At 68.0% G+C, this 14,476-nt stretch carries 16 protein-coding genes; 7 read left to right on the top strand and 9 right to left on the bottom strand.

What is annotated here, in order from left to right:
• Window positions 1-125: 125 nt before the first annotated feature.
• The 4 genes from TSH20_RS33480 to nifA form a co-directional block, all read right to left on the bottom strand.
• A complete protein-coding gene (locus TSH20_RS33480) occupies window positions 126-317 on the bottom strand; it encodes a 4Fe-4S dicluster domain-containing protein (protein ID WP_085090027.1) in 192 nt (63 codons plus the stop codon).
• A gap of 51 nt (window positions 318-368) precedes the next feature.
• Window positions 369-1,931, bottom strand: a complete 1,563-nt coding sequence (gene nifB, locus TSH20_RS33475) for a nitrogenase cofactor biosynthesis protein NifB (protein WP_109157696.1) — start codon at window positions 1,929-1,931, stop codon at window positions 369-371.
• Between the two features lie 187 nt (window positions 1,932-2,118).
• Complete coding sequence (locus TSH20_RS33470) at window positions 2,119-3,015, bottom strand: adenylate/guanylate cyclase domain-containing protein (protein WP_247871718.1); 897 nt, start codon at window positions 3,013-3,015, stop codon at window positions 2,119-2,121.
• A 104-nt stretch (window positions 3,016-3,119) separates the two neighbouring features.
• The gene (nifA, locus tag TSH20_RS33465) at window positions 3,120-5,024 is read right to left on the bottom strand and encodes a nif-specific transcriptional activator NifA (RefSeq protein WP_109157686.1); all 1,905 of its coding nucleotides are present in this window, start codon (window positions 5,022-5,024) and stop codon (window positions 3,120-3,122) included.
• Between the two features lie 351 nt (window positions 5,025-5,375).
• Between nifA and TSH20_RS33460 the strand changes: the two genes are divergently transcribed.
• The 3 genes from TSH20_RS33460 to TSH20_RS33450 are packed head-to-tail and all read left to right on the top strand — an operon-like array spanning window position 5,376 to window position 8,010.
• Window positions 5,376-6,086, top strand: a complete 711-nt coding sequence (locus tag TSH20_RS33460; RefSeq protein ID WP_109157687.1) for a TetR/AcrR family transcriptional regulator — start codon at window positions 5,376-5,378, stop codon at window positions 6,084-6,086.
• Window positions 6,083-7,051, top strand: coding sequence for an HlyD family efflux transporter periplasmic adaptor subunit (locus TSH20_RS33455; RefSeq protein WP_109157688.1), 969 nt, complete (start codon window positions 6,083-6,085; stop codon window positions 7,049-7,051). The genes TSH20_RS33460 and TSH20_RS33455 overlap by 4 nt, the downstream gene beginning before the upstream one ends.
• A complete protein-coding gene (locus tag TSH20_RS33450; protein WP_109157689.1) occupies window positions 7,048-8,010 on the top strand; it encodes an ABC transporter ATP-binding protein in 963 nt (320 codons plus the stop codon). The genes TSH20_RS33455 and TSH20_RS33450 overlap by 4 nt, the downstream gene beginning before the upstream one ends.
• Window positions 8,011-8,015: 5 nt before the next feature.
• Here the strand turns inward: TSH20_RS33450 and TSH20_RS33445 are convergent, their stop codons facing one another.
• Window positions 8,016-8,384 carry a hypothetical protein gene (locus tag TSH20_RS33445; RefSeq protein ID WP_109157690.1) on the bottom strand — a complete coding sequence of 123 codons (369 nt, stop codon included), beginning with the start codon at window positions 8,382-8,384 and terminating at the stop codon, window positions 8,016-8,018.
• Between the two features lie 364 nt (window positions 8,385-8,748).
• Between TSH20_RS33445 and TSH20_RS33440 the strand changes: the two genes are divergently transcribed.
• The gene (locus TSH20_RS33440) at window positions 8,749-8,973 is read left to right on the top strand and encodes a hypothetical protein (RefSeq protein ID WP_085090721.1); all 225 of its coding nucleotides are present in this window, start codon (window positions 8,749-8,751) and stop codon (window positions 8,971-8,973) included.
• A 173-nt stretch (window positions 8,974-9,146) separates the two neighbouring features.
• Window positions 9,147-9,386 (top strand): hypothetical protein, encoded by a 240-nt coding sequence (locus TSH20_RS34825; protein ID WP_136704419.1) that lies wholly within the window; start codon window positions 9,147-9,149, stop codon window positions 9,384-9,386.
• Here TSH20_RS34825 and TSH20_RS33435 read toward each other — a convergent pair.
• Window positions 9,379-11,523 carry an ATP-binding protein gene (locus TSH20_RS33435; protein WP_247871719.1) on the bottom strand — a complete coding sequence of 715 codons (2,145 nt, stop codon included), beginning with the start codon at window positions 11,521-11,523 and terminating at the stop codon, window positions 9,379-9,381. The two genes, TSH20_RS34825 and TSH20_RS33435, sit on opposite strands and share 8 nt — an antisense overlap.
• 174 nt (window positions 11,524-11,697) lie before the next feature.
• Window positions 11,698-12,474: a molecular chaperone TorD family protein gene (locus tag TSH20_RS33430; RefSeq protein ID WP_247871720.1), complete on the bottom strand. Its 777-nt coding sequence runs from the start codon at window positions 12,472-12,474 to the stop codon at window positions 11,698-11,700.
• A 290-nt stretch (window positions 12,475-12,764) separates the two neighbouring features.
• Here TSH20_RS33430 and TSH20_RS33425 point away from each other — a divergent pair, with 290 nt between their 5' ends.
• On the top strand, window positions 12,765-13,154 hold the full coding sequence (locus TSH20_RS33425) for a carboxymuconolactone decarboxylase family protein (RefSeq protein ID WP_109157692.1): 390 nt from the start codon (window positions 12,765-12,767) through the stop codon (window positions 13,152-13,154).
• A gap of 6 nt (window positions 13,155-13,160) precedes the next feature.
• On the opposite strand, the gene TSH20_RS33420 is transcribed toward TSH20_RS33425, so the two are convergent.
• Both TSH20_RS33420 and TSH20_RS33415 read right to left on the bottom strand, forming a co-directional pair.
• A complete protein-coding gene (locus TSH20_RS33420; protein ID WP_109157693.1) occupies window positions 13,161-13,436 on the bottom strand; it encodes a hypothetical protein in 276 nt (91 codons plus the stop codon).
• Between the two features lie 118 nt (window positions 13,437-13,554).
• Window positions 13,555-14,214, bottom strand: a complete 660-nt coding sequence (locus TSH20_RS33415; protein WP_109157694.1) for a LexA family transcriptional regulator — start codon at window positions 14,212-14,214, stop codon at window positions 13,555-13,557.
• A 93-nt stretch (window positions 14,215-14,307) separates the two neighbouring features.
• Here TSH20_RS33415 and TSH20_RS36260 point away from each other — a divergent pair.
• Window positions 14,308-14,476 (top strand): helix-turn-helix transcriptional regulator (locus TSH20_RS36260; protein ID WP_109493029.1); only part of this gene is annotated, 169 nt, incomplete at its 3' end.

The raw sequence follows: 14,476 nt of genomic DNA, 5'->3' as shown, positions 1-14,476 counted from the left end.
TTCCCCCCGGGGGGGAAGGCCCCCCGCCATAGTAGCGGCGGGCGAGCCAGTCCTCATCCACCTCGTCCAGCATGCGCGGTGCTCCTGGGGTTTCCCCTCTCCCTCAAGGGAGAGGGGATTTCACATCACGCCGGGACGCAGCAGTCGGCCGGGCAGACGGCGGCGCATTGCGGGCTGTCGAACTGGCCCTGGCACTCGGTGCATTTGGCCGGGTCGATGACGTAGGTGCCCTTTTTCAGGCTGATAGCGACGTTCGGGCACTCGGCCTCGCAGGCGCCGCAGACGGTGCATTCGGCGGACTTGATCTTGTAGGCCATGGCTCTCTCCTTCGGTGATGGGATGGCTGTGGAAGGGGGGAAACGAAGGTGTCAGGCGCGGCGCGCGGTCAGCGCTCCGGTGCGGATCACCGCGTCCTGGCCGGCGCGGGACCGGACGGCGCCCTGGCCGAGCCGCTCGGCGTAGTCCTTGAAGTAGGCCAGCGCCGATTCCTCGATGTAGTCGAAGGCGAAGCGGTCGACCGGCTCGATCCCGGCATCGGCCAGCGACTTGGACGGGCAGCCGCCGATCTTGGCGACGAACACCGCGGTGCAGTCGTTGATCGCCGCCAGCACCCCGTCCAGCGTGTCGACGTCGCCGGAGCCGCCTTCGCAATACTGATCGACGCGGCGGTGGCCGACGAACTTGGCGCCGTTCGGACCGACCTCGTAGATCTGGAATTCCTTGGCGTGGCCGAAATGCTCGTTGATGCGCTCGCCGCCCTTGGTGGCGACGGCGATCAGGATCGGATCGACCGCGGTGCCGACACTGTCCCGCACATCGGCCTGCGCCGCCGCCTTGGAGGCATGACGGCCGGCGCGCTCGGCCTCGACATGGTCGCGGTAGCTGCGGCGGGCCTCGTCGTCATAGTCGATGGCGCCCATCGCCTCGATCTTTTCGGCGGTGAACTCCTCGCCGCGGTCCTCGCCCAGTAGGCCGACGGCATCGGCGCGGCACTGGCGGCAATGGCGCATCAGCTTGGCCCCGCCCTCGCAGGCGTCCTGCACCAGCTTCAGCTCCTGCGCGGTCGGCCCACGCTGGCCGTTCAGGCCGAAATACGTCCCATGGGCGGGGTCGGAGATCAGCGGCATGATGTTGTGCAGGAAGGCGCCGCGGCTCTTCACCGCCTTGTTCACCTCCAGCAGGTGATCGTCGTTGATCCCTGGGATCATGACGGAGTTCACCTTCACCAGGATGCCGCGCGAGGTCAGCATCTCCAGCCCCAGCATCTGCTGCTCGTGCAGGATTTTGGCGGCGTCCACTCCGGTCCAGCGCTTGTGCTTGTGGAAGATCCACGGGTAGATCCGCGCGCCGACCTCCGGATCGACCATGTTGATGGTGATGGTGACGTGGTCGATGTTGTACTGCGCGATGCTGTCCACATGCTCGGGCAGCGCCAGACCGTTGGTGGACAGGCACAGCTTCAGGTCCGGCGCCTTCTTCTGCAGCATTTCGAAGGTGGCGAAGGTGTTCCTGCCATTCGCCGCCAGACTGTCGCCGGGGCCGGCGATGCCGATCACCGACAGTTGCGGGATTTCCTGGGCAACGGCGAGGATCTTCCTGATCGCCAGATCGGGGGTCAGCTTTTCGGAGACCACGCCCGGCCGGCTCTCGTTCGAGCAATCGTATTTGCGGTTGCAGTAGTTGCACTGGATGTTGCAGGCCGGAGCGACCGCGACATGCATGCGGGCGAAATAGTGATGCGCCTCTTCCGAGTAGCAGGGGTGGTTCTTCACCTTCTCCCACACCGCCGGGTCCATGTCGGCCGGACCGTCGGAGGATCCGCAGGACGACGACGAACAGCCGGACGCCGCCTCGGGTGCTGCCGGCATCGTCGCGGGCGGGGCCAGCTCCCCGAGCCCGAAGATGCTGTCGAGCGAAACCACGTTGCTCATCATCCACTCCTTCCCTGCCGTGCCGGACGACACCGTTGGACGAAGTGAAGAAAAGCAAGTTCGGGGCCAGAGCGGGGAATTCAGTAATTACAATGGTTTGCCGGGAATTGTCGGCGTCGTGGACGCTGTCGTCATTGCGACAATGGCGGGTGCGGCAAGGGGCTTTGTCGGGGTGCCGACAAACCGGTCAGGCCAGTTCGCCGCGGAAGGCGACGACATGGTCCTGGCTCTCGTCCAGCGCCTCCGCTCCGAAGCCGATCAGGCCGCTGCCGACCAGCTTGGTCGAATCGCGGCGCAGCACCACCGGCGGCGACCCGCCGCTGCGGATGTAGGTGCCGTTGGTGGAATGGTCGGTCAGCAGGAAGCTTTCGCGGGTGAAGTCGATCACCGCATGCTGGCGTGAGGTCTGGCGCGAGGCGATGCGCAGGCCGCTGCTGTCCTCCCGGCCGATGGTGACGCGCGGCAGGCCCCGGCTCATCGTGATGTCCTGCCCACGATAGGAAAGGTGCAGCGTCACCATGCTGCGGCCGGCCTCCGGCACCAGGGAAAAGCCCAGCGTCGTGCTTTCGATGGCGTCGTCGGCCTCGTCGGCGGTGCGGATCTGGTGGACGCGGATCGGCGCGGCCTTTCCCTTCATCGCGACGTTGCTCAGCGGTTTGGTCCGGCTCCGTTGGTCCGGCGACAGGCCGTCGACCAGCGCCTGGGTCGCCAGGATCTCGCCCGGCCGGGCGATCTGCTGCACCCTTGCGGCCACGTTGCAGGCGTCGCCGTACAGGTCGCCCACCCCTTCGATCACCGCGCCGAAATGGATGCCGATGCGCAGCCGCATCCCGTGCTGGTCCTGGATGTCCATCATCGCGCAGGCGGCGCGGGCGCTGTCGTCGCATACCGGAAAGGCGGCGAGCAGCCCGTCGCCCAGGCTCTTGATGACGCCGCCGCGTTGCTCCTCCACCAGCCGGCGCAGATGGCTCAGCACCCGCTGCGTCAGCGCCGCGGCGGTGGCGTTGCCGATTCGCTCGTACAACATCGTGCTGTCGGCGATGTCGACGAACAGCAGGGCAAGGGGCTTCTCAAGCGAAGGCAAGACGGAAATCCGTTCGAACGGGGAACGCGCCATCGAACCGAAGGCCCGCCAGGGTAGCACGAAATCGCAGCGAAGTGTGACGGTGAGGGAGCTTCGCCCGATTCCTAGAACCTCTTGATCTCGATGTTGTACTTGCGCAGCGCGTAGCTCACCTGCCGCGTCGTCATGCCCAGCAGGCGGGCGGCCTTGGCCTGGACCCACCCCGTCCGTTCCATCGCCCAGATCAGGCGGTCGCGCAACGGACCTGACTCGGGCTCGTCCAACGGCAGGTCGGGGCCGGCGGCTGCCGGCTGCGGGGCCGGCGCGGACGGGGTGGCGGGGGTGGATGCCGCCGGCTGGGGAGCGGGCAGGGGAATGATGGCCGAGGGCGGCAGCGGCTTGGAGGCGCCGCAGACCGGCATCGGCCCGGCCCCGCAGCCGGACGCGCAGGCCGGCCACTGCGCACCGTTGGGGCCGCCGTTGGCGGGGGCCGGCACGGCCGGCGGCATGGCGGCGCCGTTCATGGAGGCCGGCTGAGCCCGCCCCTGCGCCGGATTGCCCACTCCCGGATTGGTGGCAGCCGGATTGGTGGCGGTCCCGCTCATCGACGGTGCCAGCCCGCCGACGGCGGCGCCCATGGTGCGGTACTGGAACAGCACGGACGAGTTGCAGAGATTCATGCTGCAGGACAGGTCGGGCACGCGGATGGTGCCGTTGCGGCACTGGGTCGCCGCGCGCTCGATGCAGTTCTCCAGCTCGCGCACGTTGCCGGGCCAGGTGCAGCGGTTCAGCACCTCCAGCGCCTCGGCGGCGATGTCCAGGTTCAGGCCGTTGTCACGGCCGAACTTGGCGACGAAATGCTTGGCCAGCGTGGCGATGTCGCCGCGCCGTTCGCGCAGCGGCGGCAGGTGGATCGTCACCACGTTGATGCGGAAATACAAATCGGCGCGGAACTTGCCGTGGCCGACCGCCTCCTCCAGATTCAGGTTGGTGGCGCAGATCAGCCGCACGTCGGTCTTGATCGTCTTCGACCCGCCGACCCGCTCGAACTCCTGCTCCTGCAACACGCGCAGCAGCTTGGCCTGGAAGTTGGAGGAGATGTCGCCGATCTCGTCCAGGAACAGGGTGCCGCCCGACGCCAGCTCGAACCGGCCCTTGTGGTCCTTCTGCGCGCCGGTGAAGGACCCCTTCTCGTGGCCGAACAGCTCCGACTCCAGAAGCGATTCGGGCAATGCTGCGCAGTTGACGCGGATGAAGGGGGCGTCCTTGCGCGGCGACAGGTTGTGGATGGCCCGCGCGATCAGCTCCTTGCCGGTGCCGCTTTCGCCACGGATCAGCACGGTCGACTTGAAGGGCGCCACCCGGTGCACCTGGGCCAGCACGTCGACCATGTTCGGGCTGGTGCAGACCACGTCGTTGACGGGGGCCACCACCGGCCGCAGCTCCTTCTGGACGCGGAAGGTCTCGCGCATCATGAAGCGCCGCTCCTCGGCCACCGTCCGGTGCAGGCGCACGGTCTGGCCGATCAGGTTGGCGACCATGGTCAGGAAACGGACATCGGAGCCGAAATGGCCGCTGGGGCCATCGTCGGAAATGCGGTCGATGGTCAGCACGCCGATGACGGTGCCGGCGGCCTTGATCGGCACGCCGACCAGCGAGGCAACCTGTTCGTCCAGATCGTCGCGCCCGCCGGAGCGGTTGTTGAACAGCGGCTCTTCCGCCAGGTTGGGAACGACGGCCGGCATACCGGTCTTCAGGATGCGGCCGCTGATGCCTTCGCCCTGGTTGTAGTCGATCTCCTGCGCCGGCGAGTCCTTCGGCAACCCCTGCGCGGCGACGAGCCGCAAAGCCCCGTCCTCGCCCTGGAGATAGACCCGGCCGCGGTGCATCTGCAGCTGATAGGACAGCGCGCGCAGCACCTCGCGCAGGGTCTGTTCCAGATCGAGCGACGACCCGAGGATCTTGCTGACCTCGTAGATCGTCAGCAGCTCCAGGCTGGAGGATGACGCGGACTGGGCAGCACTCGGCATGATCGATCCCCTTGCTCGGCAGGGGGCCCGGGCATATGCCGGACAATGTCGTCCAGGCATCGCAATGCATCGGGTCCCGGCGTCGGCGCCTTGATCCGTACCTCCCGAAAACCGCGGCGACCGTTGGTCCGGCCACGCCGTTCATGCCCTGTTTTGGAGCCCGCCATCCGGGCCGGGGGTGGCCGCGACTCTGTTCGTATGCGGCCGGCCGGTGGAAAGTGTCCGTGACTGTTCGCGGAAAGGCAAGACCTTTTGCATAGATTCTGTTGCGCCGCACAATGACCTTAGCCATTGGTGGAAGGACCAGGTCGTGTTAATTACTGACTGGTCAGTTATAAAAAGGGGCGAGCCATGCCCTCCCGCCAATCCGGTCCCAACTCCGATCCCGACTCCGGTCCTGTCCCCTCCGGCGACCCGCCGCGCTGGCGCCGCCGCAAGGAGGCCCGCCCGCAGGAGATCGTCGCTGCCGCGATGGATGTCTTCGCCGAACGGGGTTTCGCCGCAGCGAGGCTGGAGGAGGTGGCGTCCCGCGCCGGCGTCAGCAAGGGCACGCTCTATCTCTACTTTCCCAGCAAGGACGAGCTGTTCAAGGCGGTGATCCGCGCCGCCATCCTGCCCAACCTGCAACAGGCCGAGGCGTTGGTCGCCGCGGCCGGCGGACCGTGCTTTCCGGTGCTGGAGCGGCTTCTGCGCATGGTGGCGCGGCTGATCGCGACGACCCGCATGGCCGTCATCCCGCGGCTGGTGATCGCCGAGGCCGGCAATTTCCCGGAGCTTGCCGCCTTCTACCACCGGGAGGTGATCCGCCGCGGCTTCGGTGTGCTGGCCGCCCTGCTGCGGCGGGGAATCGACAGCGGCGAATTCCGCCCCGTGGAGGTCGATCCCACGGTTCGCCTGATTGTGGCGCCGCTGCTGATGAGCGCCGTGTGGCGGACCTCCTTCGACGGCGTCGATGGCGAGCCGCCGCTGGACGTGACGGCGCTGATGGAAATCCACATCGACAATCTGCGCCGGGTGCTGCTGCGCGATACGGGAGACGGGGCAGGGGAGGGGGCGCCGTGAGCGGCTTTCTCGGGACCATCCTCGACGGGCTGGCCGCTCTCGCGCTGGCGGTCGGTCTGCCCTTCGCGGCCGGCGGGCCGCCGCCGCTCGCCCATGGCTATGTGGAGGGGGAGTATCTGCGCATCGCCGCCCCGAGCGCCGGCATGCTGGAGAGCCTGTCGGTCACCCGCGGCGCGCAGGTGGCGGCCGGGGCGCCGCTGTTTGCCATCGACCGTGCCACCGCAACGGCGGAGCGCGACCGGCTGGCTGCGGCTCTGGCCCAGGCGCGGGCACAACGCGCCGACCTCGCCACCGGCAAGCGACCGCAGGAGGTGGCGGTGCTGGCTGCACAGAAGGCGCGGGCGGAAGCGGCTCTGCGCTTGTCCACTGCCGAACTGGCCCGCCAGCGGGAACTGGTCGCCCGCAAGGTCTCCTCCCCCGACAAGCTCGATCAGGCCCTTGCCGCCTATGACCGCGACCGCGGCCTGTCGGCGGAGGCGGAGGCGCAGTTGGCGGTCGCGGCGCTGCCCGCCCGTCCGGAACAGCTGCGGGCGGCCGACGAGGCGGTGACCCAGGCGGAGGCGGCTTTGGCCCAGGCGGAGCGCCGGCTCGCCGATCTGGCGCCGGTCGCCCCGACGGCGGCGCTGGTGGAGGATACGCTCTACAATCCCGGCGAATGGGTGCCGGCCGGCTCCCCGGTTGTGTCGCTGCTGCCGCCGGAGCGGGTGAAGCTGGTGCTGTTCGTGCCGGAAACCGCCATGGCGGGCGTGGCGCCGGGGGGAGCCCTGTCGGTGCGCTGCGACGGCTGCCCGCCCGGCCTGTCGGCGCGGGTGACGCGGGTCGCCTCCCAGGGCGAATACACGCCGCCGGTGATCTACAGCGTCGGCAGCCGCGAGAAGCTGGTCTTCCGGGTGGAGGCGGTGCCGGACCGGCCGCTGAATCCGGGGTTGCCGGTCGATGTCTGGGCGGCGGGGACGACGCCATGAGAGAGGAAGGCGCACCCGCCGCCGGCACTCCCGCCATCGACGTGCGCGGGCTGGTCAAGCGCTTCGGCAGCAAGACCGTGGTCGACGATGTGTCGATCCGGGTCGAAACCGGGGAGATCTATGGCTTCCTCGGCCCCAACGGATCGGGGAAGACCACGACGATCCGCCTGCTGTGCGGCCTGCTGACCCCTGACGCGGGGGAGGGCACCTGCCTGGGCCTCGACATCCGGCGGCAGAGTGCGGCGATCAAGCGGCAGGTCGGCTACATGACCCAGAAGTTCAGCTTCTGGGAGGATCTGAGCATCGCCGAGAATCTGGATTTCGTCGCCCGCATGTATGGTCTGCCCGACCGGCGCCGTCGGGTGATGGAGGCGCTGGACCGGCTGGGGCTGTCCAACCGTCGCACGCAGTTGGCCGGGGAACTGTCGGGCGGCTGGAAGCAGCGCCTGGCGCTGGCCGCCTGCATCCTGCACGAACCGAAGCTTCTGCTGCTGGACGAGCCGACGGCGGGCGTCGATCCCAAGGCGCGGCGGGAATTCTGGGACGAGATCCACCGGTTGGCCGGGGAAGGGCTGACGGTGCTGGTCAGCACCCATTACATGGACGAGGCGGAGCGCTGCCATCGCATCGCCTACATCGCCTATGGGACGCTGATGACCTCCGGCACGGTCGATCAGGTCATCGCCGAATCGGGCCTGCACACCCGTCTGGTCGCCGGCAGCGGCCTGCACCGCATCGCCGCGGCGCTGGAAGGACAGCCGGGGGTGGAGATGGTCGCGGTCTTCGGCAGCCGTCTGCATGTCAGCGGCATCGACGCCGCGGCGCTGGACCGGGCGCTCGCCCCCTGGACTGCACAGCCGGGGACGGGACAGCCGCCGCTGCGGATCACCGCGACGGAGCCGACGCTGGAAGACGTCTTCATCCACCTGATGAACCGCAGCACCGACAATTTCCGCTGAGACGCTTACTCGGTCTGGGCGGAGGTGACGCCGGTGTTCTTGTTCCACTTGAGCGTCAGCTTGGCGATCTGGCAAAGGTTCAGGCCCTGCCACACCGCCGACTCGCCGTCGTCATAGACGACCTTCATGTCCCACTTGCAGGTCTTCTCGGCCTTGGCGAAGGCGACTTCGAAATATTCGCCATCGTCCAGGACGTCGCGGCCGAGGATGTCCTCGTCCCAGCTGTTGTTGTTGTTCTCAGAAACGTAGATGTGCTTCAGCGGATAGCCGGTCTTGTTGACGATCGTGAAGTCCTGCTGTCCGGCGAACGCCGCACCATTCAGCAGGAACAGAGTGGACGCAACCAGCAGGGCCTTGGCGGCGACGTTCTTCAAGATAAGCTCCGTGTGGGGAAATTACGTTCGTGTCGAAATTTGGGCATTGAAATCGAGATTCGTCAACAGTGGAGTTAATCCGAATTTTCGTCATGACCCTGAAGCATTATTTCTTTGGTTCGAAAGAAAAGACCGCCGGCGGGTGCCTTGCCGCGAAACGCCCCGGCGAACCGCGATGGGGGCGGTTCGCCGGTTGCAAGAGGCCAATGGTCGCAAGCGTTTGGCGCGTCGGGAACTTTGTCGCGGCGCACACAATGTGGTACATGATGGAAACCGGCATCCGAAGCCGGGCAGGATCATGACCAAGTTCTGGACCGCAGCCGGTCCCGCCGGGGCGGTCCCAATCCAGGGGAAGGAACAACGCATGTCGGGATTCAAGGACGCGCCGCCGGACGACCGCTCGGAGCTGACTCCGGAGCAGGAAAGCGCCATCCGCATCGTCGCCAACAACCTGCATCGCCTGAACGACGCCGTCGTCAAGGCGGTCGAGGCCGGCGTGACGGTGGAGCTGATGCGCACCGCCCGTTATCACAACGAGGCCGGCAACTGGGGCGACCAGCTCACCCCGGTGATCCGCCCCGGCAAGTGACCGCTTCCGGCCGATCAGGCCGGTAGCTTGGCGAAAAGGCCCCATCCGTCCAGCGGATGGCGGCCTTTTTTCGTATGTCGACAAAATTCAATGGCTGACGGAAGAAAGGGTGGCCGGCAGCGGCGATGGCCACAAACTTGTTGGGCATTCCGCTATCGATGCGAGGCCCAGCCATGCTGTCACGCGACCCTGAACGGCGCGCAGCCGCAAGCCGTGAACCGACCGATCGCCGCGCCGCCGGTCCCGATGCCGATTCTTCCGGTCAGGCGCCGACGCCGGGGGAACTGAATGCGATGTGGAGGCTGAACCGTCTGGAGCAGCCGACCTTCGACGATCTGACCCGCGGCCTGTGCCTTGGTCTCGTCTGGTGCATGGCGATGTGGACGCCGATGTTCGTCAGCGCCCTTACGTAATCCCCTCTGGCGTAATCCCCGCGGACCGCGCTGATCCGGCACCCGCTCCCACCTGCACCAGCGATCGGATGCGGGCCGCCAGCTGGTCGGGGCTGAAGGGCTTCGCCAGAACGGACGCGGTGTCGGCGCCCATGGTGGCCAGCGACTCCGGGCTGTAGCCGGACGCAAGCAGCACGCGCAACTGCGGCCAGCGCTCGCGGATTTGGCGGGCAAGGTCGATGCCGGAGACGCCGCCCGGCATCACGACGTCCGACACCACCAGATCGAAATTCTGGTCGGTCTCCAGCAGTGTCAAGGCCGACACCCCGTCTTCCGCGGTCTCCACCGTGAAGCCTTCCTGGGTCAGCCCCTCCACCGTCGCCATCAGCACCAGCGGATTGTCCTCCACCACCAGGATGCGCAACTGGCGCAGGTCCGCCGCCGCAGCGGCTGGGGCTGGGGGCGGTTCGGCCGGCCGCAGGTCGGTCAGCGGCAGGTCGATGCGGACGCAGGTGCCCTCGCCGGGCCGGCTGTCGATGGCGGCGATGCCGCCCGACTGTCGGGCGAAGCCGTAGACCATCGACAGCCCGAGCCCCGTCCCCTTGCCGACGCCCTTGGTGGTGAAGAAGGGATCGAAGGCGCGGGCCATCACCTCCGGCGGCATGCCGGCCCCGGTGTCGGAAACCGCGATGCGGGCGGTGCGAGGCTCCGGCCCGGGGGATGCTGCGATGCGGATGCGTCCGCCGCCGGGCATGGCGTCGCGGGCGTTCAGCACGAGGTTCAGGATCGCCATTTCCAACTGCACCGGATCGACGGCGACCGGCATCGGCAGCGCGGCGATGTCCCAGTCCAGGGCGATGTCGGCGCGGACTGACCGCTCCAGCAGATCGGCCATCCGGCGCAGGCTTTCGCCCAGATCGATCACCGTCAGGTTGACGGCGTCCTGGCGCGAGAAGGACAGCAGTTGCCGGGTCAGCTTCTCCGCCCGATCCAGCGCGGTCCGCGTCCCGGCCAGGAAACGCTGGCCCTCGGCCGGCAGATGGCGGGCCATCAGATGCAGGTTGGCGAGCGCGGCGGTCAGCAGGTTGTTGAAGTCGTGCGCCACGCCGCCGGTCAATTGGCCCAGCGCTTCCATCTTCTGGCTTTGGCGAAGTGCCTCCTCCAGCCGTTCGCGGTTGCGCACCTCGTCCGCCCAGCGCCGGACGGCGGCATTTTCGGAGGCGGCGCGGCTGTAGGCCAGCCAGGCGATCAGCGCCAGCGCCAGTGTCGCCGGGGCGACGAAGGCGGCGTCCAGCGCCATGTTCCGCCACCAGGAGCGGGCGATCTGCGTCTGGTCCAGCCCATAGACGACATAGACCGGGAAATCGCCGACGCGCTTGTAGGCGAACACGCGCGACAGTCCCTGCACGTGGCTGCGCCCGGTGCGGAAGATCCCCTCGTCCGGATGCCTGCCGATCTCGGCGCGCAGGCCGCGGTCGGCGGGCAGGGTGGGCAGCGCCGCCGTTGGTCGTGACGGGTCCAGGGTGGGGTAACGCATCAGGATCGCGCCGTCCTCGCGGATCAGCGAAATGGACTCTCCCTCGTCGCCGATGACCTGCCGGTAGAAGCTGGCGAAGTAATCGGGATTGACGATGGCGGCGATCATCCCGTCGAAACTGCCGTCCGGGCCGCCGGGACCGCTGCGGCGCCGGCTGATGCCGAAGCTGGGCTTGCCGGTGGCGGGATCGGCAACCGGACCGGCGATGAGCAGACCGGAGTCCTGTTCCCGCTGTTCCCGGAAATCCGCACGATTGCCGACATAGGTCTTGCGCGAGGGGAAGACGAGGCTGGAGTTGCGCACGATCCCATCCGGATCGGTCAGCCCGATGGCGCCGATCTGGTCCAGTTCGCCTTTCAGCGTCCGCAGATATTGGTGCAGCGATTCCGACTCGGCGATCTCGCGCCAACTGCGTCCGTGGACCCGCTCGTCCACCCGGTCCAGCACCTGGGCCATGGTGTCGAACACCTTCAGCACATGCTCGTGCAGGATCAGTGCGTTCTTGCGGCTGTTCCGTTCGGCTTCTTCCTGGGCCTCCCACCGCTCGCGCCAGCCGATGCCGACGAACAGCACCAGCGGCAGGGCGACCGACACCGCCAGGAGGAGGCGCAGGAGGCGCAAGGATCCCCTGCGGTCGGTCCGACTGTCGAAGCTGCGAAAGGGCATCACCAACCATTGCCAAGGAAATGGACCGTGCCGACCCACGCCGGCAGAGCGAAGCCCGCCCCGGTCACCATGGCCCAAGCATTTAAGGCGGGGCAACTCCGACTTTTCGGCAGAGCGCCGCCGGATGCGTCATGGGTCGCAGGTGCAGGCGCGGGGAAAGCGGCCTTCGGTCCAGCGGCGTCGGCGGCGGACATCGGTTCCATCCTCTGCCGGCCGCGGCAGTCCGCAGGCCTCGCCGAGCCGGTCGCGCAGATCGTCGAGCAGCGCATTGGTCAGAATGGCGATGCCGGCGAAGAATGGCTCCCGGCAGCGGGTGGCGACCCGGCTGCAGAAATCGGGAACCCAGCGCAGCGAATGACGGTCGAGAAAGCGGACCGCATCGATCATGCGGCCGCGGTCGAGCAGCGCTGCCAGCAACGCCAGTTCCGCGGCGACATGGTCGTCCGGCAGCCGGTCGAGCGGCGAGCGCCGCAACTCCGTCTCCAGGCCGCTCCGCCAGCGGGACAGGGAGGCGGCGGCATCGGCCCGCAACTCCTCGTCCAGCCAGGAGCCTTCGGTCGGGCAGGCGCGCAGCTCGCCGCTCCGGTGGATGGCGGCGAAATCGGCAGACAGCGGGGTGAGGCTGCGGCGGGTGATCCGCTCCGGCAGGTCGCTCACCACCTCGTCGACCAGGGCGGCGGCCTGCAGGGCGTCGTCGCGGTCGAGCGCCAGGGGACCGCGGGCGACCGGGGCGTTGCGCAGCGCCTCCAGCAGGGCGGGGGTCGGCTCTTCGGCATGCAGATGGGCGAGAAGGCGCAGCCCCTCGGCGGTGGCGCCCGGATCCAGGCCGCCGGAACCGGTGCGGTTCGTGACGGGGACCCCGCCCTGGCGGAGCGGTGACAGGGCCTCTAGAGCCGTGCTCTCCACGCTGTTCCTCCCGGCAGTCGGGCCGGATCGGGCGAATGCCGGGACCGGGCCGCATGGGAACGCTGCACGAATGGTTTTCGTGTCTTATGGAAGTCTTGCTGCGCCGCCGCTTGCGGCCGGATCATCGTCCGAACGTTTGCGCGATCTGTTGCAAGTCTCTACTACCAGGGGGACAAGCATTGGTCAATGTGGCCGATGGATCGGGGAAAGGCATAGACCGGCGGTTGCCTTGCGACACGATGTCCGGCCTTTTCGCAAGTCACCCGTCCCACACAGGAGTTTCCGCCGCCATGCCGCTCCCCCTCATCGAACAGGCCGATGCCGCACCGGAAGTCCGCGCCGTCTACGACGACATCAAGGCGACGCGCAACGTTCCGGACGTCAACAATTTCTGGAAGATGATCGCCCACCACCCGCCGACCCTGGCGCGGACCTGGGACAGCCTGAAGGAGGTGATGGCCCCCGGCGCGCTGGATCCGCTGGTGAAGGAAATGATCTTCGTCGCGGTCAGCGTCACCAACAACTGCCAGTACTGCATCCGCTCGCACGAGGCGGCGGCGCGCCGGCTGGGCATGACCGACGCGCAGTTCGGCGAGCTGATGGCGGTGGTGGGCATGGCCAACGAGACCAACCGCCTTGCCGTCGGCTATCAGGTGGAGCTGGACGAGCGGCTGAAGTGATCGGCGTCAGGCGGCGCGCGGCAGCGCCCGTGCCGCCGTCCCATCCAGACGTCGTTGCGGCAGGCCGTTGATCAGGTCGCTGCGGACGATGAAATGAGCGATGCTGCGGCCGTCGCCCAGCTCCTCGCTGGCGATGCGCTCCACCCGCACCTCCACGTCCCAGCCGATGTTGGCCCAGGCGGTGCGGATGCGGCGGGCCAGTTCGCGGGCGCCGCGCTCACTGAAGCTGTCGAGCCGACCGGCCGACGGGCCGGGGTGGAAGCGGGGATGGCGCTGGGGCATGGCCGTGTCTCCTTGCTCGGATGCGATGCGCCGGACTGTCCGGCGATCCGCTGAACAAGGAATAGTCCAAAATGGACTATTTAGCCTAACGAAAGACGATACCGAAGCGGTATAGGCGTCAAGGCTCCTGCAGGCCGACCACGGTGTGCAGGGTGTCGAGGTCCTCCAGCGCCACGGCGAACTCGCGGTCGGCCGGACGGTATTCACGCAGGATCACCGCGTCGGCGCCGCGGCGCACGAACTCCTTCACCAGCACCGCCTTGTTGCGCTTGACCACCACCACGCCGGACCCCGGCGCCGGCGGCTTGTGCGGGTTGACGTGCAGAAGCTGGGCCGGGCGGAAGCGCGGCATCATCGAGTCGCCGACCACATACATGGCATAGGGATCGCGGGCGTTCTTCAGGTAGTCGGGCCGGGCGATCCAGTCGATGGGGCCGTCCTCCAGGAACATCTCCTGGTCCACCCCGCCACGTGCCGCCGCCCGCACCGGCATCGAGGCGGCCGCCTGCGCCTGCGGAACCGGTGCCGTGCGGAGCAGCGGCGCGAGCGCCGGGCGGGCGGGGCGGTGCACTGCCGGGGGGGCCGCCGGCACATCGAGGCCAAGCAGGAGCGCCGGCTCCACGCCCAGGGGACGGGCGAGCTTGACCGCCCAATCGACGGTCATCTTGCGCTGGCCGGTCTCCAGCTTGTTGATCTGGGGCTGGGAGGTGCCCGCCAGTTCGGCCAGCTTCTCCTGGCTCAACCCGGCGGCCTGCCGCAGTTCACGCATCGTGGTCATGGGCCGTTCATACCAAATTGGCTTTGAAAAGTCCATAACTGCGGCATAAAGCCAGTTGCGCGTAGAACTCGGCTTGGTTTAAACCATAGCGGTATGACGCTCGACGACTGGCTCACCCGGACCGCAACCAAGGAAGAGGCCTTTGCCGCCCTGATCGGGACGAGCCAGGCCACGGTCAACCGCTACCGCCACGGCCGCCGCGTCCCCCGTCCCGCCGTAATGGCCCGCATCGCCGCGGCCACCGGCGGGCAGGTGACGGCGA

It is taken from the genome of Azospirillum sp. TSH20 (genome assembly GCF_003115935.1).
Lineage (GTDB): Bacteria > Pseudomonadota > Alphaproteobacteria > Azospirillales > Azospirillaceae > Azospirillum.
This window is presented reverse-complemented; position numbering and strand designations above follow the sequence as displayed.

What these genes read in the sequence shown, in the direction of transcription:
- TSH20_RS33480 (WP_085090027.1), bottom strand. Translation starts at nt 317, where the DNA reads ATGGCCTACAAGATCAAGTCCGCCGAATGCACCGTCTGCGGCGCCTGC.
- nifB (WP_109157696.1), bottom strand. Translation starts at nt 1,931, where the DNA reads ATGAGCAACGTGGTTTCGCTCGACAGCATCTTCGGGCTCGGGGAGCTG.
- nifA (WP_109157686.1), bottom strand. Translation starts at nt 5,024, where the DNA reads ATGCCGAGTGCTGCCCAGTCCGCGTCATCCTCCAGCCTGGAGCTGCTG.
- TSH20_RS33460 (WP_109157687.1), top strand. Translation starts at nt 5,376, where the DNA reads ATGCCCTCCCGCCAATCCGGTCCCAACTCCGATCCCGACTCCGGTCCT.
- TSH20_RS33450 (WP_109157689.1), top strand. Translation starts at nt 7,048, where the DNA reads ATGAGAGAGGAAGGCGCACCCGCCGCCGGCACTCCCGCCATCGACGTG.
- TSH20_RS33440 (WP_085090721.1), top strand. Translation starts at nt 8,749, where the DNA reads ATGTCGGGATTCAAGGACGCGCCGCCGGACGACCGCTCGGAGCTGACT.
- TSH20_RS34825 (WP_136704419.1), top strand. Translation starts at nt 9,147, where the DNA reads ATGCTGTCACGCGACCCTGAACGGCGCGCAGCCGCAAGCCGTGAACCG.
- TSH20_RS33425 (WP_109157692.1), top strand. Translation starts at nt 12,765, where the DNA reads ATGCCGCTCCCCCTCATCGAACAGGCCGATGCCGCACCGGAAGTCCGC.
- TSH20_RS33420 (WP_109157693.1), bottom strand. Translation starts at nt 13,436, where the DNA reads ATGCCCCAGCGCCATCCCCGCTTCCACCCCGGCCCGTCGGCCGGTCGG.
- TSH20_RS33415 (WP_109157694.1), bottom strand. Translation starts at nt 14,214, where the DNA reads ATGACCACGATGCGTGAACTGCGGCAGGCCGCCGGGTTGAGCCAGGAG.